This window comes from Halorientalis pallida, assembly GCF_004118325.1.
Classification (GTDB): domain Archaea; phylum Halobacteriota; class Halobacteria; order Halobacteriales; family Haloarculaceae; genus Halorientalis; species Halorientalis pallida.
The window spans coordinates 271,515-297,610 of sequence record NZ_RDFA01000002.1 but is presented as its reverse complement, the minus strand read 5'-3'; the positions used below and the strand labels follow the sequence as shown (position 1 = coordinate 297,610).

Annotated in this window: 30 protein-coding genes and 1 tRNA gene; 19 read left to right on the top strand and 12 right to left on the bottom strand. The window is 68.0% G+C overall.

All coding sequences use genetic code 11. The annotated features are described in order from the left end of the window. Positions 1-3: 3 nt before the first annotated feature. Genes EAF64_RS06680 through EAF64_RS06665 form a run of 4 tightly spaced genes read left to right on the top strand, consistent with a single transcriptional unit; the run spans position 4 to position 3,954 of the window. On the top strand, positions 4-1,104 hold the full coding sequence (locus EAF64_RS06680) for a branched-chain amino acid ABC transporter permease (protein ID WP_129068205.1): 1,101 nt from the start codon (positions 4-6) through the stop codon (positions 1,102-1,104). Further along, positions 1,101-2,411, top strand: a complete 1,311-nt coding sequence (locus tag EAF64_RS06675) for a branched-chain amino acid ABC transporter permease (protein WP_129068204.1) — start codon at positions 1,101-1,103, stop codon at positions 2,409-2,411. The genes EAF64_RS06680 and EAF64_RS06675 overlap by 4 nt, the downstream gene beginning before the upstream one ends. Next, the gene (locus EAF64_RS06670) at positions 2,408-3,250 is read left to right on the top strand and encodes an ABC transporter ATP-binding protein (protein ID WP_129068203.1); all 843 of its coding nucleotides are present in this window, start codon (positions 2,408-2,410) and stop codon (positions 3,248-3,250) included. Before EAF64_RS06675 ends, EAF64_RS06670 begins: the two co-directional genes overlap by 4 nt. Next, the gene (locus EAF64_RS06665; RefSeq protein WP_129068202.1) at positions 3,250-3,954 is read left to right on the top strand and encodes an ABC transporter ATP-binding protein; all 705 of its coding nucleotides are present in this window, start codon (positions 3,250-3,252) and stop codon (positions 3,952-3,954) included. Before EAF64_RS06670 ends, EAF64_RS06665 begins: the two co-directional genes overlap by 1 nt. Here EAF64_RS06665 and EAF64_RS06660 read toward each other — a convergent pair whose 3' ends face one another. Together EAF64_RS06660 and EAF64_RS06655 are read right to left on the bottom strand one after the other, a co-directional pair. After that, positions 3,955-5,190: an ABC transporter substrate-binding protein gene (locus tag EAF64_RS06660; protein WP_129068201.1), complete on the bottom strand. Its 1,236-nt coding sequence runs from the start codon at positions 5,188-5,190 to the stop codon at positions 3,955-3,957. Positions 5,191-5,267: 77 nt separating this feature from the next. Further along, positions 5,268-5,738, bottom strand: coding sequence for a YbaK/EbsC family protein (locus EAF64_RS06655; protein WP_129068200.1), 471 nt, complete (start codon positions 5,736-5,738; stop codon positions 5,268-5,270). Between the two features lie 154 nt (positions 5,739-5,892). Between EAF64_RS06655 and EAF64_RS06650 the strand changes: the two genes are divergently transcribed. Both EAF64_RS06650 and EAF64_RS06645 read left to right on the top strand, forming a co-directional pair. Then, on the top strand, positions 5,893-6,969 hold the full coding sequence (locus EAF64_RS06650) for a CNNM domain-containing protein (protein ID WP_129068199.1): 1,077 nt from the start codon (positions 5,893-5,895) through the stop codon (positions 6,967-6,969). Positions 6,970-7,235: 266 nt separating this feature from the next. Next, positions 7,236-7,580, top strand: a complete 345-nt coding sequence (locus EAF64_RS06645) for a hypothetical protein (protein ID WP_129068198.1) — start codon at positions 7,236-7,238, stop codon at positions 7,578-7,580. A gap of 115 nt (positions 7,581-7,695) precedes the next feature. Here EAF64_RS06645 and EAF64_RS06640 read toward each other — a convergent pair. Beyond that, positions 7,696-7,802: transfer RNA gene (locus EAF64_RS06640), tRNA-Arg, on the bottom strand. A 111-nt stretch (positions 7,803-7,913) separates the two neighbouring features. On the opposite strand from EAF64_RS06640, the gene EAF64_RS06635 reads away from it, so the two are divergent. From EAF64_RS06635 to EAF64_RS06625, 3 genes are read left to right on the top strand one after another with little or no spacing between them, the layout of a single operon-like run. Further along, the gene (locus EAF64_RS06635) at positions 7,914-8,474 is read left to right on the top strand and encodes an AAA family ATPase (protein WP_129068197.1); all 561 of its coding nucleotides are present in this window, start codon (positions 7,914-7,916) and stop codon (positions 8,472-8,474) included. Continuing rightward, positions 8,471-8,887 carry an RNA-binding domain-containing protein gene (locus EAF64_RS06630; protein WP_129068196.1) on the top strand — a complete coding sequence of 139 codons (417 nt, stop codon included), beginning with the start codon at positions 8,471-8,473 and terminating at the stop codon, positions 8,885-8,887. Before EAF64_RS06635 ends, EAF64_RS06630 begins: the two co-directional genes overlap by 4 nt. After that, positions 8,884-9,495: an HAD family hydrolase gene (locus tag EAF64_RS06625; protein ID WP_129068195.1), complete on the top strand. Its 612-nt coding sequence runs from the start codon at positions 8,884-8,886 to the stop codon at positions 9,493-9,495. Before EAF64_RS06630 ends, EAF64_RS06625 begins: the two co-directional genes overlap by 4 nt. Here EAF64_RS06625 and EAF64_RS06620 read toward each other — a convergent pair. Together EAF64_RS06620 and EAF64_RS06615 are read right to left on the bottom strand one after the other, a co-directional pair. After that, positions 9,487-10,608, bottom strand: a complete 1,122-nt coding sequence (locus EAF64_RS06620; protein ID WP_129068194.1) for a molybdopterin-dependent oxidoreductase — start codon at positions 10,606-10,608, stop codon at positions 9,487-9,489. The genes EAF64_RS06625 and EAF64_RS06620 overlap by 9 nt on opposite strands. 40 nt (positions 10,609-10,648) lie before the next feature. Further along, positions 10,649-11,614, bottom strand: coding sequence for a lamin tail domain-containing protein (locus EAF64_RS06615; protein ID WP_129068193.1), 966 nt, complete (start codon positions 11,612-11,614; stop codon positions 10,649-10,651). A gap of 96 nt (positions 11,615-11,710) precedes the next feature. Between EAF64_RS06615 and EAF64_RS06610 the strand changes: the two genes are divergently transcribed. After that, the gene (locus tag EAF64_RS06610) at positions 11,711-12,652 is read left to right on the top strand and encodes a CBS domain-containing protein (RefSeq protein ID WP_129068192.1); all 942 of its coding nucleotides are present in this window, start codon (positions 11,711-11,713) and stop codon (positions 12,650-12,652) included. Positions 12,653-13,007: 355 nt separating this feature from the next. Here the strand turns inward: EAF64_RS06610 and EAF64_RS06605 are convergent, their stop codons facing one another. The 3 genes from EAF64_RS06605 to EAF64_RS06595 are packed head-to-tail and all read right to left on the bottom strand — an operon-like array spanning position 13,008 to position 15,226. Continuing rightward, on the bottom strand, positions 13,008-14,036 hold the full coding sequence (locus EAF64_RS06605) for a nucleoside recognition protein (protein ID WP_129068191.1): 1,029 nt from the start codon (positions 14,034-14,036) through the stop codon (positions 13,008-13,010). A gap of 54 nt (positions 14,037-14,090) precedes the next feature. After that, a complete protein-coding gene (locus EAF64_RS06600) occupies positions 14,091-14,648 on the bottom strand; it encodes a magnesium transporter (protein ID WP_129068190.1) in 558 nt (185 codons plus the stop codon). Further along, complete coding sequence (locus EAF64_RS06595) at positions 14,648-15,226, bottom strand: magnesium transporter (RefSeq protein WP_129068189.1); 579 nt, start codon at positions 15,224-15,226, stop codon at positions 14,648-14,650. Before EAF64_RS06595 ends, EAF64_RS06600 begins: the two co-directional genes overlap by 1 nt. 122 nt (positions 15,227-15,348) lie before the next feature. Here EAF64_RS06595 and surE point away from each other — a divergent pair, with 122 nt between their 5' ends. From surE to ftsY, 6 genes are all read left to right on the top strand, one after another. Then, on the top strand, positions 15,349-16,242 hold the full coding sequence (gene surE / locus EAF64_RS06590; protein ID WP_129068188.1) for a 5'/3'-nucleotidase SurE: 894 nt from the start codon (positions 15,349-15,351) through the stop codon (positions 16,240-16,242). Positions 16,243-16,389: 147 nt separating this feature from the next. Next, a complete protein-coding gene (locus EAF64_RS06585) occupies positions 16,390-17,400 on the top strand; it encodes an NAD(P)-dependent alcohol dehydrogenase (RefSeq protein ID WP_129068187.1) in 1,011 nt (336 codons plus the stop codon). A gap of 34 nt (positions 17,401-17,434) precedes the next feature. Continuing rightward, complete coding sequence (locus tag EAF64_RS06580; RefSeq protein ID WP_129068186.1) at positions 17,435-17,644, top strand: YgaP-like transmembrane domain; 210 nt, start codon at positions 17,435-17,437, stop codon at positions 17,642-17,644. Between the two features lie 52 nt (positions 17,645-17,696). After that, the gene (rpl18a, locus tag EAF64_RS06575) at positions 17,697-17,870 is read left to right on the top strand and encodes a 50S ribosomal protein L18Ae (protein ID WP_129068185.1); all 174 of its coding nucleotides are present in this window, start codon (positions 17,697-17,699) and stop codon (positions 17,868-17,870) included. Next, positions 17,867-18,337, top strand: a complete 471-nt coding sequence (gene pfdA / locus EAF64_RS06570) for a prefoldin subunit alpha (protein WP_129068184.1) — start codon at positions 17,867-17,869, stop codon at positions 18,335-18,337. Before rpl18a ends, pfdA begins: the two co-directional genes overlap by 4 nt. Positions 18,338-18,343: 6 nt before the next feature. Beyond that, the gene (gene ftsY, locus EAF64_RS06565; RefSeq protein WP_129068183.1) at positions 18,344-19,474 is read left to right on the top strand and encodes a signal recognition particle-docking protein FtsY; all 1,131 of its coding nucleotides are present in this window, start codon (positions 18,344-18,346) and stop codon (positions 19,472-19,474) included. A 12-nt stretch (positions 19,475-19,486) separates the two neighbouring features. Here ftsY and EAF64_RS06560 read toward each other — a convergent pair whose 3' ends face one another. Continuing rightward, complete coding sequence (locus tag EAF64_RS06560) at positions 19,487-19,999, bottom strand: Trp biosynthesis-associated membrane protein (protein WP_129068182.1); 513 nt, start codon at positions 19,997-19,999, stop codon at positions 19,487-19,489. A 357-nt stretch (positions 20,000-20,356) separates the two neighbouring features. Between EAF64_RS06560 and EAF64_RS06555 the strand changes: the two genes are divergently transcribed. Next, positions 20,357-21,769, top strand: coding sequence for a signal recognition particle protein Srp54 (locus EAF64_RS06555; RefSeq protein WP_129068181.1), 1,413 nt, complete (start codon positions 20,357-20,359; stop codon positions 21,767-21,769). Between the two features lie 347 nt (positions 21,770-22,116). On the opposite strand, the gene EAF64_RS06550 is transcribed toward EAF64_RS06555, so the two are convergent. Together EAF64_RS06550 and EAF64_RS21595 are read right to left on the bottom strand one after the other, a co-directional pair. Further along, on the bottom strand, positions 22,117-23,205 hold the full coding sequence (locus tag EAF64_RS06550; protein ID WP_129068180.1) for an aminopeptidase: 1,089 nt from the start codon (positions 23,203-23,205) through the stop codon (positions 22,117-22,119). Between the two features lie 65 nt (positions 23,206-23,270). After that, on the bottom strand, positions 23,271-23,399 hold the full coding sequence (locus EAF64_RS21595; RefSeq protein WP_267899426.1) for a DUF7859 family protein: 129 nt from the start codon (positions 23,397-23,399) through the stop codon (positions 23,271-23,273). A 99-nt stretch (positions 23,400-23,498) separates the two neighbouring features. Between EAF64_RS21595 and EAF64_RS06545 the strand changes: the two genes are divergently transcribed. After that, a complete protein-coding gene (locus EAF64_RS06545) occupies positions 23,499-24,329 on the top strand; it encodes an ArsR/SmtB family transcription factor (protein ID WP_129068179.1) in 831 nt (276 codons plus the stop codon). Positions 24,330-24,529: 200 nt separating this feature from the next. Here EAF64_RS06545 and EAF64_RS06540 read toward each other — a convergent pair whose 3' ends face one another. After that, positions 24,530-25,033, bottom strand: coding sequence for a metallophosphoesterase (locus EAF64_RS06540; RefSeq protein ID WP_129068178.1), 504 nt, complete (start codon positions 25,031-25,033; stop codon positions 24,530-24,532). A 105-nt stretch (positions 25,034-25,138) separates the two neighbouring features. Between EAF64_RS06540 and EAF64_RS06535 the strand changes: the two genes are divergently transcribed. Beyond that, a complete protein-coding gene (locus EAF64_RS06535) occupies positions 25,139-26,095 on the top strand; it encodes a cation diffusion facilitator family transporter (RefSeq protein ID WP_129068177.1) in 957 nt (318 codons plus the stop codon). Position 26,096 lies beyond the last annotated feature (1 nt).

Below are 26,096 nucleotides of genomic sequence, written 5' to 3'. Positions count from 1 at the left end.
AGTATGGCCACAAATACGGATACAAACACCGTCGTCGCGTTCGTCCGCGGACGACCGGTCGTCGTCGCTTTCGGGCTCTTCGTCGCGCTCCTCTTTGCGGATTTGCTCCGCAAACTCGGGACGGGCGCGCTCACGACGGCGAGCCTCGCGGGATTCCTCAAGGACGGGACGGTGCTCGGACTGTCGCTCGGCCTCGCAGGCATCGGGCTGGCGATGACCTACAGCATCCTCAATTTCGCCAATTTCGCGCACGGCGACTACATCACCGTCGGCGGGGTGGTCGGGTGGATCACCGCGTTCCTCGTCACCGGGCTGGGGTCGACCGAACTGGAATCGCTCGCGCTGTTGACGGCGTCGTCCCGGACGCTCGGAATCAGCGTCACGACCGCACCGGTCGCCATCACCCTCGGATTGCTCGTCTCGGTGGTGGTGACGGCCGGGCTCGCGCTCCTGATCGACCGGATCGTCTTCCGACCGATGCGCGGCCAGCGCGGGATCGCCCTGCTGATCGCGAGCGTCGGGGTCGCGCTCGCGGTCCGCTACCTGCTGGTGTTCACGCTCCGGACCGGCCCCCGCGGGCTGACCGCGGGGCAGGCCACGCCCTCGTGGACGCTCGCGGTCGGGAGCGGGACGGTGACGGTCACCGCACACGAGGCCACGCTGGCCGTGCTGGCGGTCGCGCTGATGCTCGGGACGCACGTCCTCCTGCGGTACACCACGTTCGGCACCGCCATGCGCGCCATGGCTGACAACGAGGACCTCGCGCAGGTCAGTGGTATCCCGACCGAGCGTGTGATCCGAACCACCTGGTTGCTCGGTGCCGGGCTGACTGGCGCGGCCGGGTTCCTGATCGCGCTCGAACGAGGGGCGCTCACGATGAGCTTCGGCTGGCAACTGCTCTTGCTCGTGTTCGCGGCGGTCATCCTCGGTGGAATCGGTTCCGTCTACGGCGCGATGGTCGGCGGGCTCGTCATCGGGCTCGCGAGTCGGCTCTCGCTCGTGTGGCTCCCCGAGAGCTTCATCATCGCGGCGGCGTTCGTCGTGATGATCGTCATGTTGCTGGTGCGGCCGAAGGGCCTGCTCGGGGGGGTGACGACCGTATGAGCGCGCTCGGCGACCGCGCAGCCGCCGTCTCCGAGTGGTTCGACGGCCGGAGCGACGCCGCACTCCTGCTGGCACTCGCCGCCGGGCTGTACGCGCTCTTTACCGGCGTCTCGCTCGTGCTGGGATACGATCTCGGTGGGATCGTCAACACGCTCCGCCGCATCACGTTCCTCTCGGCGATCTACGCGATGCTCGTGCTGGCGCTGAACCTCCAGTGGGGGTACACCGGGCTGTTCAACCTCGGCGTCGCCGGGTTCATGGCCGTCGGTGTCTACACGATGGGGATGCTCAGCACCGCACCGACCACCAACCCGCCGGGGCTGGGTCTTCCCCTCCCCATCGGGATCGCCGGGGGCGTCGTCGCTGCCGCACTGGTCGGGGCCGTCGCGTCGCTGCCGGCCCTGCGCCTGCGCGGTGACTATCTGGCGATCGTCACGCTCGCCTTCTCCGAGATCGTCCGACTGACCTATCGCTCGCCGGTGTTCGAGACGTTCTCGGTCGGCGGTGTGGCGCTCGGGACCGGCGGCTCGACGGGGATGTCACTCCCCACCAACCCGATCCGGATCCTGTTCTACGAGAACCCTCAGGAGGTCACGTCGCCGCCGTCGGCCTTCGGCGAGGCGGTGTTCGGGGCCTTCGAGGGGCTGGGTGTTCGCGCCCCGGTCGTCGAAGGGACGGCGTACGCTCTCGTCCTCCTGCTGTTCGTCGCGGGCGTGTACGTCCTGTTGCGCCGGGTCGGCAACTCGCCGTTCGGGCGCGTGCTGAAAGCCATCCGCGAGGACGAGACCGTCGCCGGCGCACTCGGGAAGGACACCCGCCTGTTCAAGGTGAAGGTGTTCGCACTCGGCTGTGCGCTGATGGGGCTGGCGGCCATCCTCTGGCGGATCGGCGGGATCGCCTCGACGGAAGACTTCCGCCCGATCACGACCTTCTACGTGTTCGTCGCGCTCATCATCGGCGGCGCCGGCTCCAACACGGGGAGCGTGGTGGGCGGTGCGGTGTTCGCGAGCCTGCTGTTCGAGGGGCCGAACTTCGTCCGCCGGGTCGTCACGCAGTACTTCGAAGTGGGCATCGGTCAGACGCCCAACACCATCTTCGAGGCCGTCGGGCCGCTGGCGTCGCTGGACGTGACGCCGCTGCTCGCGTACACGCTCTCGGACGTGAACGTCTCGGCGTTGCGCCTCGTCTTGCTCGGCATCGTCCTGATATATCTCATCCAGAACCGGCCGGAGGGCCTGCTGGGCCACCGGACGGAGACGGCCGCGAGTGTCGATCTCGGCGAGCGCCCGGGAGGTGAGAACCGATGACGACCACGTCCCCCGACACCGACGGCGCGGCCGCCGACGGGTCGGCCGCGGCCACCGACGAGAGTACCGGCGACCCGCTCTTGCAGGTCCGGGACCTGCAGAAGTCCTTCGGCGGGATCACGGCCGTCGACGGCGCGACCTTCGACGTCGAACGCGGGACGATCACCGGCCTGATCGGCCCCAACGGCGCGGGCAAATCCACCACCTTCGACCTCGTCACGGGCGTGCAGACGCCCGACAGCGGACAGGTGGTGTTCGACGGCACCGACATCACGGGCTGGCGACCACACCGGGCGGCCAACCGCGGCCTGGTCCGGACCTTCCAGATCGCCCGCGAACTCGACGAGATGACGGTCCTGGAGAACGCGATGCTCGCGCCGCGCGGCCAGGTCGGCGAGAAACTCTGGCGGGCGGTCCTCCCCGGCGCACGGAGCGAGGTCGTCCGGCAGGAGGAGCAACTGCGCGAGCAGGCCTGGGAGACCCTGGAGTTCCTCGAACTCGATCACCTCGCCGAGGAGTACGCCGGCGGCCTCTCGGGCGGCCAGCGCAAACTCCTGGAGCTGGCCCGGGTCCTGATGATCGAACCGGAGATGATCCTGCTCGACGAGCCACTGGCCGGGGTCAACCCGACGCTCGAAGAGAAACTCCTCGACCGGCTCCGCGCCCTGCGCGAGGACGGGTACACCTTCCTGCTCGTCGAACACGACATGGACGTCATCATGAACCACTGCGAGCCGGTGATCGTCCTCCACCAGGGCGAGGTGCTGATCGAGGGCTCGCCCGAGGAGGTCAAAAACGACGACCGCGTGCTTGAGGCGTACCTCGGAGGTGAGGTCTGATGGCGCTGCTGGAGATCCGGGATCTGGACGCCGGGTACGGCGACCTGCAGATCCTCGACGGCGTCGACATGGACGTGGGCGGCGAGGAGTACGTCTCCATCGTCGGCCCGAACGGGGCCGGCAAATCGACCGTTATGAAGTCCGTCTTCGGGCTGACCACCTACATGGGGGGCTCGATCGAGTTCGGCGGCGAGGAGATCAGCGGGCTGGGTCCCTCCGAGATCATCACCCGCGGGCTGAGTTACGTCCCCCAGACCGACAACGTGTTCGCGGGGCTCACAGTCAAAGAGAACCTCGAGATGGGGGCGTACACGCTGGACGGCGTCCCCGAACCACGGGTCGAGGCGGTGTTCGAGCGCTTCCCTATCCTCGAAGAGCGCCAGGGCCAGCGGGCCGGGTCGCTCTCGGGTGGCCAGCAACAGATGCTCGCCATGGGGCGGGCGCTGATGCTCGACCCCGACCTGCTCTTGCTCGACGAACCCAGCGCGGGACTGGCTCCGGATCTGGTCGAGGAGATGTTCGACCGGATCGACGAGATCAACGAGGCGGGCACTGCCGTGCTGATCGTCGAGCAGAACGCGAAGGAGGCCCTCCGTCGGTGTGATCGCGGGTACGTCCTGGTGCAGGGACAGAATCGCCACGAGGACACCGGCAGGGCCCTGCTCGACGACGAGCAGGTCCGTGCTGACTTCCTCGGCGGGTAGTCAGGGCGTGATCGTCTCGACCGTCTCCACGCCGGAGTCGGTGAACTCGAAGTACTCGTAGGTGGCCGCCGCCAGGTCACCGTTGTCGTCGAACGCCACCGGCCCGGAGACGCCCTGGTAGTTGATGGCGTCGCCGCTGGCGGCCATCTCGATCCCGTCGACGAGGTTGCTCGGCGTGATCTCCTCCCCGTCGCCCTGTGCGACCGTGCGCACGTTGTCCCGGACCGCAGCGCCCGAGTTCTCGCCGGCGGCGGCGTTGGCCAGCACCAGCACGGCCGCGGCGTCGTAGGACTGCCGCGTGAACGGCTGTCCCGCCGGGTCCGAGTCGTAGGTGTTCTGGAACTGCTCGGAGAAGAAGTCGACACCGGGGCCCTCGCCGAGCGGCGCGGTCCCGGTGACGTTGCGCATGCTCCGCCCGACGTTGCCCGGGAGATCGGCCGACTGGAGCCCGTCCGAGACGAGGATGTCCCGGTCGGCGCCGTAGTCGTTGTAGTAGTCCCGGAAGATCGTGACGCCGCTCCCGGGATAGCCGACGACCACCAGCACGTCGGGATCGTCGCCCAGCGCCTGGCTCAACTGCGAACTGTAGGAGTTCTGCCCCTCCGAGAACGACACCGACGCGGTGACGCTTCCGCCGTACTCGTTCTCGAAGGCGTCGGCGAACCCGGCCGAGAGGCCGTTCCCGTACGCGTTGTTGAGATACAGCGTCGCCGCGCTGCTGTGGCCCTGCCGCTCCGAGGCGATCTGGGCCAGCACCTGCCCCTGGAGGGCGTCGGTCGGCGGCGTCCGGAAGAAGTAGTCGTTGTCGTCCAGTGTGGTGAAGTCCGGCGCAGTGCTCGCCGGCGAACACATCGTCACGCCGTTGGGGATCGCGACCTGGTTCGCCACCTGCAGGCTGACCTCGGAGCTGAGCGCCCCGCAGATCATCGGGTAGCCGCCGTTGACGAGCGCGTTCCCACCGCTGACGCCCTGACTCGCCGCCGTGGCAGTGTCCTCGAACTGCACGTCGACCTCGAAGTCCGAGTCGGCGTCGTTGACCTGCTGGGGCACCAGCTGGGCCGCGTTGCGGATCGGCGGCCCCAGGTCGCTCAGCCCGCCGGTGACGCCCATCAACAGGCCCATCTTGATCGTGCGGCCGCTCCCACCGCCGTTGCCGCCTGTACACCCAGCCAGGCCGGCGGCACCGGCCCCTGCGATTCCTCCGAGTACCTCACGTCTCCGTAGCCGTCTCGTCATGCGTGGGTGTGGTTATCTCTCATAATATATATACTGTTGTGTTATCGGACGTATCTCACACCAATTGGGGCCGCCGTTCAGCCTGTCACCGGGACCGGAGTCGCGTCGGCCAGGTCGGCCAGTCGGCCGGGATCGACGGGGAACACCGTCTGTGGTGTCCCGGCGGCCGCCCACACCTCGTCGTGGTCGAGCAGTGTCTCGTCGATGTAGGTCCGAACGTCCGAGTCGTGACAGAACGGCGGGACACCCCCGATGCCGTAGCCCGTCGCCGCCCGGACGCGGTCGGGGTCGGCCATCGCTACCTCCTCGGCACCGACCTCGTCGGCCAGGTGGGCCTCGTCCACGCGGTTGGCCCCGCTAGTGACGACCATGATCGGCTCGTCGTCGGCGGTGAACACCAACCCGCTGGCGATCTGTGCCACGTCACACCCGACCACTTCGGCCGCGTCCGCGGCCGTCTTGGTCCCCTCGTCGAACTCGTGCACGTCGATCTCGATACCGTAGCGGTCGGCGGCCGTCTCGGCGAACTCCTCGGCTCGGGGATGCATACGCCCGCTGAGGTGTGGGTGGAACAAAAGTATCCGGGACTGTGCGACTGCAGACGCCGACTCTCACCCGCCGGAGACGTCCTTCGCAACGGAGTACACCACAGCGGAATACAAACAGTAGATTTAGACTGTGGGTGAATAAACCAGGCATCTGATGGCTCTCTCGCTGGTAACGGGGCTTCGCCTGTTCGGTGGCGTCGCGCCCTTGCTGGGCAACGGCTTTTTCGTCACGACCGAGTTCGCGATGACCCGCGTCCGGCAGTTCGATGAGTCGGAATTTCAGGGCAACGGGCGGGGTCTCGAACGCGCCTGGAACATGACCGAGCGACTGGAAATTTTCCTCACGGGCTGTCAGGTCGGGATCACCATCTGCAGTGTCGGACTCGGGGTCGTCGCGGAACCCGCCGTCACAGCGGTGATGGGCCCGCTGCTGAGTGCCGTCGGCGTCACCGGTGGGCACACGACGCTGTCGGTGATCCTCGCACTGGCGGTGGTCAACCTCATGCACGTCATCATCGGCGAGCAGGCACCGACGTATCTCGGTATCGAGCGTGCCAAGTTCGTCGCCGGCTACGGCTCGGGGCCGCTGTACGCCTGGACGAAGCTGATGTACCCGGTTATCGTCGCGGCCGACTGGGTGGCCAAAGCGTTGCTCGGCCTGTTCGGCGTCGACATCTCCCGGTCGTGGACCGAAGCGGACGCCGACGACGGTGTCGCGACCACTCGGGCCGAACTGCGAAGCACGATGGGCGAGTCGCTCAATCAGCTCGGAGTCCCCGAGGAACGCCGGACCGAAGTGATCAACGCGCTCGACATCGGTCAACTGTCGGTCGGCGAGATCGTGGTAGATCGCAGTGACATCGTCGCGCTCTCGACGACCGACGACTTCCAGACCAACCTGGACCGGATCGACGGGACGCCACACGTCCGCTTCCCGCTCCTGAACGGCTCGCTGGACTCGTTCGTGGGCGTCGTCTATGCCCCGACGGTGTTGCACAACTACGAGGCGCTGAACGCCGGGACCACCTCGCTCGAAGACCTGGCGACCCCGCCGCTGACCGTCCCCGCCGAGACGACCGTCAGCGACTTCATCGACCGATGCCAGGCCGAAAATCAGGAACTCGCACTGGTGACCGAGGACGACGACATCGTCGGTCTCCTCACCGCGACGGACGCCTTCGAGCAGATCACCGGCGAACTCGAAGATCCGATGGATCTCGCCGTCGAGTGACTGCCGACGCTGTCTGTCCGGACGTGCCGCGCGCAGCACGGATCGAACGCGCGGTCGTCGAACGGTCCCGCGGAGTAATCGGTGTCGACGACGGTTCGATGTTCGACGTCGGGACGACGAGGACACCGTGATCCTGCTGTCCGGGTTTCCCAAAGTCACTGGTCGAAAGACCTGGTGAGTGGACAGCTGCCGGTGGTTCGCCGTCCGCTTCGTACCGTAACGACCGGGAGATCGAACTGTATTCTGCCTGCATCAAATGTGTAATCATGGCTGGGGGTGACCAAACTGGCAACTACAGGAAGACTGACGACCGATACTGTACGAATTGCCAGCAGGTCGTGTCCCCGAAACGACGGCTCAGCTACTTCGGGCTGTTCGGGACGGTGATCGTGTCGATGATGTTTTTCACGTTCGTGAGTGCCAGCCTGCTTTTCGGATTTATGCTGGGGGGTCTGTGTGGATACCTGGGATACAATGGATATCCCCGCTCGATGGATGAGCCCACCTGCCCGCTCTGTAATGCCCAGGACCTCGAACACCCCGAAACCCAAAATAGCGTTACCGGACGCCGGCAACAGCACAGCGACGAGGAGTGGAACTGGACGGAGTGACGCAACTGCGACACGTGGCCGTGTCGCTCGGCGCGGTGTACGCCTCGCGGGTCGTCCCTCCCCGCTCGGACGTGCCGAGATGCTCACTACGTTCGCATCTCGCGCCTCGCAGAAGCGGGCACGGTGGGATTTGAACCCACGACCGTCGGATGGCCTCCGTCGGCACCAGTCGGTACCGTCGATAGAAGTCCGACGCTCTAGTCCGGACTGAGCTACGTGCCCTCGCTTTCGACTGTACCGTGAGAGACAAAAAGAACCTCGGTTTCGGGGATCCGTTTCGACCGCCACGGCCAGTCACAGCCCTTAAGCGCGCCTCGGGACTACCGACTGGCAATGACCGTTATCGGGACAGTCGGCCTCCCGGGCAGTGGGAAAGGCGAGGCGGCGGAAGTCGCCCGCGAGCTGGGCGTGCCGGTCGTGACGATGGGCGACGTGATCCGCCGGGAGTGCCGGGACCGCGGGCTGGACCCGGCCAGTCACCACGGCGAGATCGCACAGGCGCTCCGCGAGGAGGACGGGCCCGCGGCCATCGCCGAGCGGTCCCTGCCGTTGATCGAGGAGCGACTGGCCGACGAAGGCACCGACACCGTCCTCGTGGACGGCCTCCGGTCGGACGTGGAGCTCGACGCCTTCCGCGACCGGTTCGGGGACGACTTCCATCTCCTCAGCATCGAAGCCCCCTTCGAGGTGCGCCGCGAGCGGATCACCGACCGTGGCCGGGACGACACCGAGGACGGCGAGAGTCTCCGGGAACGCGACGAGCGGGAACTCGGGTTCGGGATGGGCGAGGCCATGGAGCGGGCCGACGTGACCATCGAGAACACCGACACGCTCGAACGGTTCCGCAGGCGGATTCGGACGGTCTTCGACGAGGGTCCGGAGGCGGTGCGATGATCTACAGCGTCGACGTCCAGATCACCGCGCCGGTCAACGACACGGAGGTGACCGACCGGGTGGCCGACGCGATCCACAACGTCTTCCCGGACGCCGAGATCGAGGCGCGACCGGGCGAGTTGCTGGCCGAGACCCACAGTCTGGAGGCACTCTCGGAGGCGCTACACCGCCAGGAGATCCTCGACGCGGCCCGGAAGGTCTTCTTCGAGAACCGCCAGGGCGACACCTTCAGCTTCGACCTGAAGAAACAGCCGGCCTTCGAGGGTGTGGTCACCTTCGCGGTCGGGAACCCGAGCGAACTCGGCGATCTCCACGTCCGGGTGCGGGTCGAGGAGCCGTCCGTCGAGGAGTACGTCGACCACGTCGCGCCGCCGACCGAGGAGGGGCGACCGGTCCAGCCCGACGACCGATGACGGCGGCCATCTTCTTCGCGGTCGAGGGCACGCTCCTCGAACGGACCGAGAGCCCCGAGACCGTCGCCGAGCGCGGGCTCGAAACGGTCCTGGGGGAGGCCGGCCCGGCGCTGGTCGAGACCTACCTCGACACGGTCGACCAGCGACCCGCGACCGATCCCGCGGCCGAGCGGGCGGGCGCGGCGGCGGTCGCGGACGCGGTCGACGGTGACCCCGATCCGGACGCGCTGGTCGAAGCCGTCCGCGAGGCCGAAATCGAGGCGACGACGGTGCCCGAGGCCGCGCGGTCGGGGCTGTCGGCGCTCGCCGAGTCCGACCACCTCGGCGTCCTCACCAATCGGAGCCGAGACTGGCAGGCCGCCGTGCTGGCGGCCCACGACCTCGATGGACTCTTCGAGACGGTCGTGACCGCGCCGGAGGCCGGCGCGGCGAAACCCGACCCGGCGATCTACGAGCACGCCTGCGAGCAGGTCGACGCCGACGAGTACGTGATGGTCGGCGACGACTACGAGGCTGACGTGGAGGCCGCACGCGAGGCGGGGTTCGTCCCGATCCACTACGAGGACGACGGCCCCAGTCTCTGGGGGGCGCTGGACGCGTTAGTCTAGGCCGCTGACGAAGATGGCGACCCACTGGCCCAGATCCTGGCGATGGGTGACCTCGACGGCGTCGACCCACTTGACCCACTGGAAGCCGCGGCGTCCGGGGGCGACCAGCCGGAGCGGGAAGCCGTGGCCGTGTGCGAGCGGGTCGCCGTCGACGCGGGTCGCCAGCAGGGCGTCGCGAGCCTCCTCGATGGGCAGACTCCAGTAGTAGCCCGTGACGGAGCGAAAGCGGACCCACGCGGCGTCGTCGGCCGGGCCGACTCGATCCAGCAGGTCGCCGACGCGGACGCCCGCCCAGTCGTGTTCGGAGTACCAGCCGCTGGTGCAGTCCAGGACGGCCCGCTCGCTGGTTTCGCCGACGGGTTCATCTGCCGCCGATCCGTCGTGTCGCCGCGGTGCCGACCCGGACCCGGGCGGGAGGGCGTCGAAATCGAGTTCGAGGGGGGTGTCCACCGCACCGGCGACGGTCAGGGTCCAGGCGTCGGGGTCGACGGGATCGGGGTCGTCGGCCACCCAGCTGGTGACCGGGAAGGCGTTGCCGTCGTCGCTCCCGTCCTCCTTGGAGCCGGTGAACCGCCGGTCCCGGCCGGGGAGCGAGAGGGCGTCGCCGGCGACCTGCTGGGCCTTCCAGGAGAGCGCGCCGAAGCCGAGCAGGGCCCCGTACTGGAGCGTGGTGCGGCGGCGGTCCATCCCCGCAGTGGAGGGGCGCCGGAAGCGGTGGCGCAGGTGCCACAGCAGGACGGGGGCGACGAGCGTGCCCAGAACCATGTGGAGAAAGAGGAGCGGCCAGCCGGCGAGCCGGACGGGACCCGACAGCGCCCAGTAGATTCCGGTCCCCAGGGTTGCGAGTGCGATGGTTCCGAGCAGGATCGAGACGGGGGTGCCGCCGTCCCACAGGTCCCGATCGGTGACGCGGTGGCGAACGCGGCGGAACTTCCAGCCCAGCAGGGCGACCAGCGTGAAGCCGGCCAGCGCGTGGAGGGTGAACAGCCACGCACCCGAGGGCTGGCCGACGGTGAGACTCACCAGTCCGGAGCCGACCTCGAACGCGACGAGCGCGAGAATCGACCAGTCGACCAGGCTCGGCGGCGGTGCCAGGCGGGCGAGGACACCCATACCCCTTCTCGGGGCTGGACGGGCTTGGATGCTCGGGCGGCTAATAGCCTCGGCGGGCCATCACCGTCCCGTTCTCGGCCCGCACGGTCACCGTGTCGCCGTCGTTGTTCCAGACCGGCGTACCCTGCCCCCAGTACAGCGTGGTCGCCGAGTCCGTCCCGCTCCCGGTCCGGAGGGTGAGGGCAGCGCCGGGGTCGAGCGTCGTCCCCTCGGGGAACCGATAACTGTGGTCGGCCTCGTCGGAGACCGTCCACTCCGAGAGATCGAGTGCCGTCTCGCCGCGGTTCTCGACGATCACGTACTCGTCGTTCAGGTTCTCGCGGTCGTCGCCGGCGGCGTCTTCGTGGATGTCGGCGATCGCGAGCGGGCCCGTGACCGTGCCGCCGTCCGCGGCGACGGGTTCGTCGCCGGCTTCGGTCCCTGTCGGCGGGTTCTCGGTCGCGCAGGCCCAGAGTCCGGTGCCGTTTGCCCGGGCCCGCTGTTCGGCGGCGTCGAACGCCTCCCGTTCGGTGAACTGGCTGTCGTAGACGCGGGCGTGGCCCGCCGTGAGCAGCCAGTAGTTGACGTTCTCGCCGTCCTGGTAGACGTAGCCCAGCAGGCGGCCGTAGTAGCCCCGGCGGTCGCTCTCGGCGTCGACGCCGATGGTGACGGTCTCGCCGAGTAGACGCTGAGTCATCGCGCGGGTCGCGTCGTGGCCGGCCTCACCGAGACAGTCGCGACCGGCCGCGGTCTCGGGGACGCCCTCGAACTCCGTGGGGTCGTTCTCGCCGCTGGTTTCGGGTGTGTCGACGCCGAGCAGGCGGAGGGTGTCCTGTGTGCCGTTGCGATAGCGGAACTTCACGGTGTCGCCGTCGACGACCGCCGTGACGGTCACGGCGTAGCTGTTCGCGAGGTCGGCGTCCGCGGGCGGTTGGGGGGTCCCCGGTGCGGACGATCCGCCCGGTGAGAGCCCGAGACAACCGCTGGCGGCGACGAGGACGACCAGAGCGACGACGGCACGGTCCATACGCCGCCTGTGGGGGCCAGCCACTTGAGCGGCGAGGCCGACCGGTCACTGCGCTGACCCAAAGGCATAGGGAGAGTGGCACCGGAGTGCCGACAGATGCTCGTCCCCGTCACCATCCGCGAAGTGATGAACCCGACAGTCGAGACGATCGGTCCCGACCTCGACGCCGCCGCAGTCGCCGAGTTACTCCACGGGAGGGATATCGGCTCCGTCGTCGTCGTCGAGAGCGGCGATCCCGTCGGCATCGTCACCGAGTCGGACGTGGTCGGCCTCGTCGCCGAGGGGTACGACGCCGACGCGGTGACCGCCGCCGACTGCATGTCCGCCCCAGTCGTCACCGTCGACGCCGACGACCCCATCGAGACGGCCGTCGAACTCTTTCGCGAGCACACCATCAAGAAACTCCCGGTGACCGACGACAGCGAGGCGCGAAGCGCCTCTGACAGCCGGACGCAGTCCGGCGACGGCGACCTCGTCGGCATCGTCACCACGACCGACCTCTCCCACTACCTCCCCCATCTCACTCGGGAGACGGCTGCCAGCGGTGGCTCGACCGCCGATCACCACCACCGCGAGCGCGTCGACACCGCCTACGAGCGCGACGAGTGGGACTTCGAGAGCCTCGGCCCCCACGACGACCGCATCGAGACCGGCGACGTGGTGAAGTTCACCAAGACGCTCTCCCAGGAGGACATCGAATCGTTCGCCGAGGCCAGCGGCGACACCAACCGCCTCCACCTCGACGCCGACTACGCAGAGGGCACCCGCTTCGGCCGCCCCATCGCCCACGGGACGCTCGTCGTCGGCGTCGTCAGCGCCGCGCTGGCCCGCCTGCCCGGCCTCATCGTCTACCTCTCACAGGACACCTCCTTCCTGGGCCCCGTCGACATTGGGAGCGAGGTCACCGCCGAGTGCGAGGTGGTCGAGGACCTCGGCAACGGCCGCTATCGGCTGACGACCCGCGCCCACACCGACGGCGACGAGGTCGTCGACGGCGAAGCCGTCGTCATCGCCGACCCCATCCCCGACACGGCCTGACCGTCCCTGGCCGAGGGTCCCTCTCGCAACTCTTCGGCCGATCCGGCTCCGGGCGGCCGGAAACACTTCTTGCGTTTCTTTAGATTTGCCAGTCGATGGCGTGGGACAGTTCACCACACCTATCAGATGCAAAGAATTAAGGTCACCAGTAGCCCTTATACAATCATAATGTATTGCCCACAGTGCGGGACGCGGATGGCTCTGAACGACGAGACGACGAAGTTGAACGAGTACACCTGCAACACCTGCTACAACACCGAGATCGAGGCCAAGCAGCCGGTCGCCGGGCACTGCCTCTGAGGGCGACGTTTCTACCGATTTCTCCGCTTCCGAGCGGCCGCGCCGCGCGTGGCCGTCAGATCGCCGTGGGTGCGAGCAAGACCACCAGCGCCACGGCGATGAACACGACCTTGAGGACCGTGTTGACGACGATCACCTTCGAGCCGAACTCGCGGCCCCAGATGCCGTACTGGAAGGGGATCGACCGCTTGAACGTCGAGACGGCGAAGGAGACGATCCCGCCCACGAGCATCGTCGCGACGGCCGCCCGCGCGGTGAACGTCCCGTTCTCGATCAGCGGCGCGATGAAGATCGCGCCGTTGGTCGTGTCGACCGCGAACACCGCGATGGTCGGGATCGCTGCGCTCGGCAGGCCGAGCGCGCCCGTGATGGGTGCGACCGCGCCGGCGATACCGACCGCGTCCGGACTGCCGAAGAGAACGGTGACGATCTCCTCGTAGTAGGCCACCAGCGTCGCGACGAGCAGGTAGACGACCAGCAGGCGCGGCACGATGTCCCGGATCTTCTCGACGGTACTCTCGGCGGCGGCGCGGAGTTTGGCGCGGCGGTCACGCGCCCCGCCGCTTCCGTCGGCTTCGACGGCCGCATTCTCGTCCACGTCGGTCTCCACTGTCGTGTCGACGTTCCGCTCCGAGAGCAGGAGGGCCCCCGCGAGTACGCCGGTCGCGGTGATCGCGAGCGAGATCAGCGCCCGCGCGCCGACGTACATGAGGCCGACTTTCAGGCCGAGGATGGGGATCAACACGGGGCCGTAGAACGTGAAGATGTGCTGGGCGAAGCCGAAGAACGTGTTCATCGTCACCGCGACGAGCGTCGCGCGGTCGTCGAGGAGGCCGGCCTCTCGGTACTCGGCGAGCATGCCGTACCCGGCGGTGGGGGAAGCCGTCGTCGCCAGAATCGCCGTGCCCACTTCCGGCGGGAGGTTCGCCGGCTCCGTCAGCGGTCGCGCCAGGCCCGCGACGTACTCGACCGCGCCGAACTCGACGGCGACGCTGGCCAGGCCGACCCCCAGGGCGATGAACACCGTGATCGACGCCACGCGGACCAGCACCTCCACCAGCAACGCCGTCGGCTCCGGTGCCATTGACCGGCCATTGGAATCTGTCGGTCAAAGCCCTGACTATCCCGTCCGCCCTCCTCACACCACCAGCCGGACCACCAGAAAGAGGACCACCACGCCCAGCACGTCACAGACGTTCGTGACGACGGGGATCACCACGTCGTCGGGGTCCAGCCCGAACCGGTAGGCCGCGTAGGTCGTCACCAGCGTCACGACGACCGCAAGCACCGCCAGCACCGCGCCGCTCCCGAACGCCACCAGCACGACGGTCCCGACGCCCAGCCGAGAGCCACTCACGAGCGTCTGACAGACCCACGCGCCGGCCCCGACCAGCGGGAACAGCGTCAGCGCCAGCCCGACCGTCGCGACGGCGTTGCCCAGCAGGTACTCGTCGTCGGGGTCGAAAGAGAGCAGGCCCAGATGGACCACCGTCGAGAGCCGCGCAGCGAGGATACTCCCGAGGTTGCCCGCCATCCCGATGGTGACGGGGACGAGGACGAGCAGGGAGGGGTACCGGAGCAAGGTACCTTCGAAGGTATCGAGCACGAAACCACTGGCGAGTTCGATGCCCGTCAGGACGACGAGGATCGGGAGCATCGTCCGCATGATCGCTGCGGGGGACCAGCGGGTCTCCATCAGAGGCCCCCTGCGGCGAGGACGATTCGCGTGGCGAGCAAGAGCGTGGCGACGCCGACCACGTCGCCCGTGGTCGTGACGACCGGCCCCGCGAGCGTGTCGGGGTTGTAGCCGCGCCGATACCCGAGGAAGACGACGCCGACGACCGCCGCCGTGAGCAGGAGACCGGAGATCAGGCCGGCGATGGCGGCGATGCCGAAGAGCGTGGTGACGGGCGCGACCCGCCGCCCCAGCACTGCGAGGACGACGAACGCGAGGACGGCCGCGAAACAGCTGACGAGAACGCCGTTTGCCAGCGCCGCCGCGACCGCACCCCGCAACCGCTCGTCGTCCAGATTCAGGGTCGGCTCGATCAGCCCTTGGTGGAGCGCGGAGGCGAGCCGCGCACCCAGCGATCCGTAGACGTTCCCGCGGGTCGCCAGCAGGGCGGGGACGAGCATCAGGAGGCCCGGGACCGCTTCGAGTTCCGCGTCCATCCCGCCGAGGACGACGCCGGCGAACAGGCCACCCACCGCGCTCACGGCGAGCACCGGGAGCGCCTCGCGGTAGGCCTCGGCGGCGACCTCGCGGACGGTCATTGGCCGGCCCAACGAACCCCCGAAATAAAAACCCCGGTAGCCCGGCCGACCGCCGTGGTGCGTGTGTGCAGGGGTCACGACAGGCCCGAAAGACTGACGCGTCGGGGCCCCAACCACCGACCGTGACTGCCCCCCACGTGCTGTTGACGAACGACGACGGCATCGACGCCCCCGGGCTGGCGGCGCTGTACGAGGAACTGACGGGGGTGGCCGAGGTGACCGTCGTCGCCCCGACGGACAACCAGAGCGGGACGGGACGGACCCGGACCCACCGCACCACCCGCGAGGACCACCCCTGGGGCTACGCTATCGACGGCACACCCGCCGACTGTGTGGCCTACGGCGTCGGCGGCCTCGACGCCGACTTCGACCTCGTCGTCGCCGGTTGTAACCACGGCCCCAACGCGGGCAACTACGTCGTCGGCCGCTCCGGAACCGTCGGTGCCTGCATCGAAGCCGCCTTCCTCGACACCCCTGGTATCGCCATCTCCGCCTACCACGCACAGGACTTCTTCGTCCATCCCCCCGAGGAGTACGACTTCGGTCGCCCCGCGAAGGTCGCCCGGGAACTGCTCGTCCGCAGCCGGAGTACGGTAGTGTTCGAGGACGCCGACGTGCTGAACGTCAACGCGCCGGTCGACGTGCCCGAGTCCCCGATGCGCCTGACCGAACCCCACCACGACTACGCGGTCGACGTGGAACACGAGGCCACCGAGCGCGACGAGGTCGACATCGGCAAACCGCGCGAGGGCGACATCGCGCTCCGGGACGTGGTCTGGCCCGGCACCGTCGGCTGGGAGAGCCCCTTCCCCGCCGACGAGGCCCTCCGTGAGCGGTATCCGGAAGGGTCGGACCGCCGCGCCCTCGTCGAGGGGGAAGTCAGCGTCTCACCCCTGACCGCGCCCGCCCTGTCCGTCGAGACCGGCTCGCTCCAGCAGGTCGTCGACGGGTACAACGGCAGCGAGCGCGCCCGGGAACGCGCCCACGAAGAACAGCGCCGCGACGACGAGACCTGAGTCGCGCGTTCCAGTTCCTCTTATACTGCCCGCCTCACGAGGGGGTTCCTTTACCGGACCGGAGCCGTTCCTGTCCGATAGCATGAGACGACGGGTCGCAGGGGCTAGTACAGAGTCACGACCGACCGCCACGGAGGGGCGCTGACCGTGCGCGCCGCGCGCTTCCACGGCCCCGACGAGGGGCTGGTCGTCGAGGAAGTCCCCCGGCCGGAACCGGGACCCGGCGAGGTTCTGATCGACGTCTCGGCCTGCGGGCTCTGTCACTCCGACCTCCACCTGATGCACGGCGACCTGCCGATCCCGACGCCGCGGACGCTGGGCCACGAGGCCGCCGGCGAGGTCGCGGCCACCGGCCCCGGCGTCGACCACCTCGATCCCGGGACGAGCGTCGTCGTCTTCGGCGGCTGGGGCTGTGGCCACTGCGAGGTCTGCACCCGCGGCGACGACCAGCTCTGTAACGTGCTGGAGTGGGCCGGTATCGGCCAGGACGGTGCGCTGGCGGACTTCGTCGTCGTCCCGGACGCCAAGTACGTCCTCCCGACGGAGATCGACCCCGTCGAGGCCGCGCCGCTGACCGACGCCGCGCTGACCCCCTACCGCGCGGTCCAGCGCGCCCGCGAACACCTCTCGCCGACCGATACCCTCCTGACCGTCGGGGTCGGTGGCCTCGGCCAGTTCGGCGTCCAGTTCGCCGCCATGACCGGCGCGCAGGTCGTCGCCGCCGACCAGGACGCCGAGAAACTCGCGCTCGCCGAGGACCTCGGCGCGGACGTGACCATCGACGTAACGCAGGAGTCCATCCAGAGCGCGATCCGACGCGTCACCGACGACGGGGCCGACGCCGCCATCGACTTCGTCGGCAAGGACGAGACCCTGCAGGCCTGCGGGAACGCGCTCGGCACACAGGGCCGGCTCTACATCGTCGGCATCGGCGGCGGCTCCTTCGAGCTCTCCTTCAACCCCCTCGTTGGCAGTGAACTCGTCTGTACGAACGTGTTCTGGGGCAGTGTCGACCAGCTCCGGGACGTGCTGGACCTGGCCGAGGCCGGCCGACTCGACGTGGGCGTCGAGCCGGTCGGCTTCGAGGATCTGGGCGCGACCTACGACCGGCTCGAGGACGGCGACGTGGACCGGCGGGCTGTCCTCGTTCCAGAGTGACTGAAATTAAGTCCCCGGCGGCCGAAGGGTGAATATGGTCGACACGAACGTCGGCGGCATCGACCGGACGGGCCGCGCAGTGCTGGCGGTCGTCCTGACGGTCGTCGCCGTCGCCACGCTTCGAGAGGGGAACCGGACGACTGGATTGCTCGCGGGAATCGGCGCGCTCGCGTTCGGATTCAACGCCACGACCTGTTTCTGTGGCCTGAACGCGGCACTCGGCATCGACACCACCGAGGAGTAGGGAAGAGGAGAGGTCGGTACATTCTTCCCCGTCGGTCCCGCACGTCCCGAACATGACCGAGTTTACCGTGAGTGGTCGATGGCAGGCCCGAGATGGGTGGCAATCGTTCGAGAAGACGATCGAAGCCGAAAACGAGGACGTCGCGGTCGAACACACCTACGCCGAGTTCGGCTCCAAGCACGGCCTGAAGCGCACGCAGGTCGAAGTCGGTGAGGTGGCCCAATGAGCCTCGGTGGTGGCGGTGGCGGCGGCCAGCTCCAGCAGCTCGCCGAAGAGATCCAGGCCCTCGAAGAGGAGAAGGAAGCCCTCGAAGGCGAGATCGAGGACTTGCAGGCCGAACAGACCGAGATCGACGAGGCCATCGAGGCCATCGAGACGCTCGACACGGGCGAGACGGTGCAGGTGCCCCTGGGCGGCGACGCGTACGTCCGCGCGGAGATTCAGGACATCGACGAGATCATCGTCTCGCTGGGCGGTGGGTACGCGGCCGAGCGCGATCAGGGCGACGCCGTCGACACCCTGGAGAACAAGCAGGACACCCTCGACGACCGGATCGAGGACATCCGCGACGAGATCAGCGAGATCGAGTCCGAGAGCGACGAACTCGAGGAGAAGGCCCAGCAGATGCAACAGCAGCAGATGCAACAGCAGATGGCCCAGATGCAACAGCAGGAACAGGGCGACGACGAGTAAGGGGCCATGTTCGACGGACTGAAAGACAAGCTCAACAGCTTCAAAGAGAACGTCGAGGAGGAGGCCGAACCGGTCGAGGCGGCAGAAGACGCCGACGCCGAGACCGAACCCGTGGACGCCGAGGCAGTGTCCGGGGACGCCGAATCGGCCGAGTCCGAGGCGGAGCCTGAACCCGAACCCGAACCCGAATCCGACGAAGACGACGGGGGCAGCGACCGCGGGCTGATGGAGCGGGCGAAACTCGCAGCCACGGGCAAAGAGGTCATCGAGGAGGACGACCTCGAAGGGCCGCTCGAAGAGCTGGAGCTGGCCCTGCTCTCCTCCGACGTGGAGATGAGCGTCGCCCAGGAGATTCTCCGGGGCATCCGCGAGAACCTGATCGGCGAGACGCGCTCGAAAGTCAAGACCACGGGTCTGGTCGTCGAGGAGGCACTGCGTGACGCTCTGATCGACGTGATCAGCGTCGGGCAGTTCGACTTCGAACAGCGGATCGCCGAGGCCGACAAGCCCGTCTCGATCATCTTCACGGGCGTCAACGGCGTCGGGAAGACGACGACCATCGCCAAGCTCTCCCAGTGGCTCGACGATCGGGGCTACTCGACGGTGCTGGCCAACGGCGACACCTACCGTGCGGGCGCGAACGAACAGCTCCAGCAACACGCCGACACGCTGGACGAGCGCCTGATCTCACACGAACAGGGGTCGGACCCGGCGGCGGTCATCTACGACGCCGTCGAGTACGCCGAGGCCAACGACGTGGACGTCGTGCTGGGCGACACGGCCGGCCGGCTCCACACCAGCAACGACCTGATGGACCAGCTGGAGAAGATCGACCGCGTGATCGAGCCAGACATGACGATCTTCGTCGACGAGGCAGTGGCGGGCCAGGACGCGGTCAACCGCGCCCGGGAGTTCGACGACGCCGCGGCCATCGACGGCGCCGTCCTCACCAAGGCCGACGCCGACCCGCAGGGCGGTGCGGCCATCTCCATCGCCCAGGTCACGGGCAAACCGATCCTCTTTCTGGGGACCGGCCAGGACTACGACGACCTCGAACCGTTCGACCCCGAGGTCATCGTCGACCGCCTGCTGGGCTACGACGACGAGGACGCGGACGCCGGCGAAGCCGCGGCCTGATTGCCGATCTTTTCACCCGCCGACAGCGGACGCCGATCCGGAGCCATCCCGCCAGTACGACAGGAGCGCGTACGCGCCGGCCGAGAGCAAGAGGAGGCCGCCGAGACCGAGGACCGCTAGCCCGGGCTCCAGTTCGACGGTCACGGCGTCACTCCCCACTTCGCCCGTCTCGGCGACGCGCTGCTGGATTCGGCTTTGCGTGGCCCGGAACTCGCGGTAGTCGACGATCGCGACGACGGTGACGAGCGTCCCGGTGAGCGCGGTGAGGGCGGCCGTCTTCGGCCCGGGTCGGGACCCGACGACGGCCGCGGCCAGGACCGCGAGCGTCACCGCGGCGAGAACGAGCGTGATCGTCCCGTCGCCGTCGAGGCCGCTGACCGTCTGTGTCTCCGGAACGGTCGCCAGCTCAGCGAGCGTCGCGTCGAAGCGAACCGTCGCCCACGGGAGGAGGGAGCCGACCGCCGCGACGACGGCTCCGACGCCAGCCAGCAGTGCCCACCCCGGTAGCGATACGTCGGGATTCATACGCGGTCATCGTGTCGCCGCTGGGTAAAACCGGTTCCGGAACGGCGGGTCACGGTCAGATCAACGTCCGTCGACGCCGGTGACCGGTCGTCCGGCGCCGGGCCGGTCGTGGGTGTGTCCGGGTTCGGTTCAGTGTCCCCGGCACCCCGGCGGTCACGGGAGGACGGCGGCCAGCGCGCCGACGAACGCACGGTGGTTCACGCTCTCTCCGAGCAGTGGTGTAAAAACCCGTGTCGGTGGCTCGAACAGTCCTTCGCCTCTCTCGCGGTCGACGAGCCCGTTACGGCCACGCGGCGTCGCCGGTCCCCGACAGAAAAAGCCTTTACCGCTTGGATAGCGTACCTCGGGTAACTAACCATGGTACTCGATGATCTGGGGAGTTCGCTTCGGGGGACACTGGACGACCTCCGGGGGAAATCCCGCATCGACGAGGACGACGTGGCGGACGTCGTCAAGGAGATCCAGCGCTCGCTGTTGCAGGCCGACGTGGACACGAGCCTGGTGATGGAGCTGTCGGACAACATCGAACAGCGGGCGCTCGAAGAGGAACCGCCGAGCAGCACCTCCGCCCGCGACTGGGTGCTCCGGGTCGTCTACGAGGAGATGGTCGACCTCGTGGGCGAGTCGACCGACCTGCCCCTGGAGAACCAGACCATCCTGCTCGCCGGTCTCTACGGGTCCGGGAAGACGACCACCGCCGCCAAGATGGCGTGGTGGTTCTCGAAGAAGGGCCTGCGTCCCGCGGTCATCCAGACCGACACCGACCGCCCCGGCGCGTACGACCAGGCCAAGCAGATGGCCGGCAACGCCGAGGTCGACTTCTACGGCGACCCCGACGCGGACGATCCCGTCGCAATCGCCCAGGACGGCCTGGAGGAAACCCAGGAGGCCGACGTGCGCATCGTCGACACCGCGGGTCGTGACGGTCTGAACCAGGAACTCATCGATCAGATCGAGCGCATCGACGACGCGGTGAACCCGGACCGGAACCTGCTCGTCATCGACGCCGCGATGGGCCAGTCCGCCAAGGACCAGGCCCGCGAGTTCGAGGAGGCCATCGGCATCGACGGCGTCGCCATCACGAAACTCGACGGGACGGCGAAAGGTGGGGGCGCGCTGGCGGCGGTCAACGAGACCGGCTCCTCGATCGCCTTCCTGGGGACCGGCGAGACCGTGCAGGACATCGAGCGGTTCGAGCCCTCGGGGTTCATCTCCCGCCTGCTCGGGATGGGCGACCTGAAGCAGTTGACCGAGCGCGTCGAGCGCGCGATGGAGGAGACCCAGGACGAGGAGGACTGGGACCCCGAGGACCTGATGGAGGGGGAGTTCACCCTCCGGGACATGCGCCACCAGATGAAGGCCATGGACAACATGGGGCCGCTCGATCAGGTCATGGACATGATCCCCGGCCTCGGCGGCGGGCTGATGGACCAGTTGCCCGACAACGCCATGGACGTGACCAAGGATCGGATGCGCTCTTTCGAGGTCATCATGGACTCGATGACCGACGACGAACTCGAATACCCCCGCGCCATCGGGCAGAGTCAGATCAAACGTATCGCCAAGGGCTCGGGGACCAGCGAGGACCGCGTCCGGGAACTGCTCGAACAGCACAAGATGATGGCCAAGACCTTGAACCAGTTCCAGGGCATGGGCGACGCCGACATGGAGCGGATGATGAAACAGATGCAACAGGGCGGCGGCGGCCCCGGCGGCCCCGGCGGCGGCATGGGCGGTATGGGCGGTGGTGGCGGCCCGTTCGGCGACTAAATTTTTACTGCGGGGAGTTTCCTCGCTCGCGTCGCTCGCTGCGGGAACCCCCCTTGCAAAAATTTAGTACAAAAACCGCCGGACGCGAGCCGCCGGCTCGCGTCCGGTGAACCGCGGCGTCGTCCGAGAGAGCAACGCTCTCTCGGGATCACGAAAGGCGCTCCGCGCCTTTCGAACGACTCCGCGCCGCGGATGCTCGGTTCTCCGCTATTCCTCGAACCCGTCCGGCGCGGCTCGTCCCTCGCCGCGCCGGTTTGAGGCGCTCACTGCGTTCGCGCCTCCCTACTCCTCGCGGGTCACTCCGTTCCCCGCTCGGATTTCCGGAGACACTCCCTGGTCGTGTCTCCCTACTCCTCGAACCGGAACACACCGTCCTCCTGCACGACTTCGCCGTCGACCTCGATCCGGGAGTCCTCGCTCATGTCGACGATCATGTCGACGTGCTGGGCGCTCTGGTTTTGCGTGTTGTCCTCGCCGACGGTCTCCTCGTAGGCGCGGCCGACGGCCATGTGGACGGTGTCGCCCATCTTCTCGTCGAACAGCATGTTGTAGGTGAACCGGTCGATGTCGCGGTTCATGCCGATGCCGAGTTCGCCGAGTCGCTTCGCGCCGGGATCGGTTTCGAGGATGGATTCCAGCACTTCGCCGTTCTTCTCGGCGTCGTACTCGACGACCTCGCCGTCCTCGAAGACCAGTCGCGCCCCGAGGACTTCCCGGCCGTTCTGGTAGACCGGTTTGTCGAACAGGACCTCGCCCTCCACGGAGTCGGCGACGGGCGCGGTGAACACCTCGCCGCCGGGGATGTTGTGGACGTTCGTGTCGTTGAGGGCGTGGTTACCAGCGATGGACATGGTCACGTCGGTCGTCTCGCCGGAGACGATGCGGACTTCCTCGCCGTCCTGGAGGATCTCGACCATGTGTTCCTGGAACTCACGCTGTTCGTCCCAGTCTTTCAGGATGGCGTCGTAGACGAAGTTCTCGTAGGCTTCGGTGCTCATCTCGGCCAACTGGGCGTTGGCGGGCGTGGGGTGCTGGGTGAGCGTCCAGCGGTCTGAGAGCCGTTCGTTCAGGATCGGGCTGTGAGCCTGCTGGTACTCGGCGGTGGTGTCGCTGTCCACGTCGTCCATCTCGGTGACGTTCTCGTTGGCCCGGATGACGACGTGGCAGTCGGCTTCCTCCACGAGTGCCTGCTCGTGGTCGGGGGTCTCGAACTCGACGCCGGCCTGGTCGGCCGAGCGGAGGTAGCCACGGATGGCGCGGCCGCTCCGGTTGGTCCGAAGCGTGACGGGGTGGGCACCGCGGTCGCCGGCGAGTTCGTACAGCGCGACGACCAGGTCGTCGGCGGCCGGTTCGGCCTTGATGACGAGGTTGTCGCCGGCGTCCAGGTCGATGGCGTCTGCGAGCACCTGCGCGTGTTCGCGGATGCGTGGGTCCATGTCACAGGAGAGGAACGGTCGCCGGTAATCGGTTTCGAAAGGGGCGGTTGTGGTCGCGTGTCCGGCTACCGTCTCCCTTTCCCTTCGTTCATGCCCTCTCTGAGCGCCGTGGCGGTGCGGCGGAAAAAGAGGTACACGAGGAAGACGAAGCCCAGCATGACGGCGACCATCCCCCAGAGTACGAGGTCTGCCATGTCCCGGGGTAGCCCACGCGACGGCAAAGCCCTTTTCCTCGGCCAGCAGCGCGAAGACGTAACAAAGTTGATGCCGATTGCTGTCATAGCCGGTGAACGATGTCGCTGCTGCCCTCCGAACCCGACACGTCCGCGGCCGAGGAGGCCGAGCCGCGCGTCATCGGCGTCGACTCCGAGGACGCCGACGACGTGCTCTCCGCCCTGACCTCCGAGACGGCCCGCTCGGTCCTGTCGGAACTCCACGACGAACCCGCCCCGCCCGCCGCCCTCGCAGAGCGGGTCGACACCTCACTCCAGAACGTCCAGTACCACCTCAACAAGCTGGAGGACGCCGGTGCGATCGAGGTGATCGACACGATCTACTCGGAGAAGGGCCGCGAGATGAACGTCTACGCTCCCGCCGACCGCCCGCTGGTCATCATGGCCGGCGGCGACGACGACGACAAGTCAACCCTGCGGAGCGCTCTCTCGCGCTTTCTCGGCAGTCTCGGGATCATCGGGATCGCCAGCCTCGCGATCCAGGCGGCCGTCGGCAACGGCGGCTTCCTCACCCCGACGAGCAGTCGGGAGTCCGGTGGCTCCGGATCGGGAGCCGCCCCGCCCGCCGGCAACGATACCGGGACCGCGACGGAGACGCCGGGCGCGCAGTACCGCTCGACCGAGGGCGACGGCGGTGGCATGGAGATCGCCGACGTGGGCGGTAGCAATGCCACTGAAACGCCCGTCCCCGACGCACCCGCTCCCGGGACTCCCGAGAGCGAGACAGTCGAAACCGCCACCGAGGCCGCGCGGACGGCGACCGAGACGGCAGCGTCGGGGACCAGCGACGCCGTGGCCGGTGCCCTCTCGCTCCCGCCGGGGTTGCTCTTCTTCCTCGGCGGCGTGACTGCGCTGGCCGTCGTCGCGGGCGTCTGGTACCTCACGGACTGATCCCGTCGCGTCGTCGGTTCGGTTGGTGACCCGACCGTCCTATCTCGCCTTCGCCCGTAGCTAAAACGACCGTTTGACCTTACGCTGGTTACTTTCAAGTGGGGTCTGTAGCGTACGGTGCGCCCGCTCGCTTCGGCCCTCCCCACGAGACCTGACTCGTCTCCGAAGCCCTCCAACCCGTCTCGGGCGCGCCCGCCCTTTCAGACCGTGAACTCCTCGAAGACGGTGCCGTCCGGGTCGACCAGTCGGCCCTCGACTGCGTCGTCGCCCGGCACCAGTTCCGCGTGAGCCGGTCGGTACCGGCGTGGCTGGGCGTGACTGCCGGGATTCAGGAGTGTCACGCCGTCGCCCTCGTGGACGCCGGGCCGGTGGGAGTGGCCGAAGACCACGAGGTCGGCGGCTTCCTGCCGACCCAACAGCGAGAGGGCGGTGTCCGTGTGTTCGTGGCCGTGGACGACGACCAGTCGGACCCCCTCGTGCTCGACGACGCGCTGGTCGGGCAGGCGGTCGCGGACACCCGGCGGGTCGTTGTTGCCGACGACGCCGTACAGCCGGTCGGCTTCGGTCTGGAAGGCGTCCAGGACCGATTCGGTCATGAAGTCGCCGGCGTGGACGACGGCGTCGGCCTCGCGGACGGCCTCGCGGGTTCGGCCCGCCAGCCGATGGCCCTCGCGGCTGTGCGTGTCGGAGACGACAGTGAGCATGGTCGCGGGTACGACGGGGCCGGGTAAACCTCCGACGGATCGCGGTGGCGGGCGAACTGGTCGGTTCCAGAACAGCTTTGGGTCTGCCGGGGGAGCCACCTCCTAATGGCAGGCAACAGCAAGGGGGTCGTCGTCGCCGCGCTGATCGCCAACGGGGCGATCGCGATACTGAAATTCCTCGGGTATCTGCTGACGCTCAGTCCGGCGATGCTGTCGGAGACGTATCACTCCATCTCGGACACGGGTAACCAGGTGTTCCTGCTGATCGGCATTCGCTACGGCGCACAGGACGCCGACCGTCGCCACCCCTTCGGCTACGGGAAGGCACAGTTTTTCTACAGCTTCCTCGTCTCCGTCCTCCTCTTCGGCATCGCGGGCTGGGAGTCGGCCAAACACGGCTACGACGCCCTGGTACACGGGACTCACGAGGCGGCCCGCCAGCCGACGATCCCGTTCACCGACATCACGCTCTCCTTTCCGCCGGTCTACGTCAACTACGCCGTCCTGATCGGGGCCATCGTCTTCGAGACCTACGCGTTCGTCAAGGCCCGCAAGGAACTCAAACGACAGATCGACGTCCACGACTGGAGCGGCTACCGCGAAGCGTTCCGGAAGACCTCCGACGTGACGACCCTCACGGCGTTCACCGAGGACTTCATCGCGCTCGCGGGCGCGGGCATCGCGCTGTTCGGCATCTACCTCTCCAGAGTCACCGACAATCCGGTCTTCGACGCGGCTTCGGCGCTCGTCATCGGGCTCATGCTGATGGGCTTCGCCATCGCGCTGGCCTGGGAGAACAAACGGCTCCTGCTCGGCGAGAGCATGCCCAAAGACGAGGAGCAGAAGCTCCGCGACCTCGTCGCCGGCTGGGAGGGCGTCGACGAGATCGTCGACCTTCGAACCGTGTACTTCGGCCCGGGTGAGGTGATGGTCGCCACCGAGGTGGCCTTCGCCGACTCGCTCACCGCCGACGTGCGCCCCGACGTGATCGACGACATCGAGGCCGCCATCCGGGAGGCCGAACCCCACGCCAACCGGATCTACGTCGAACCGGTCGACTGAG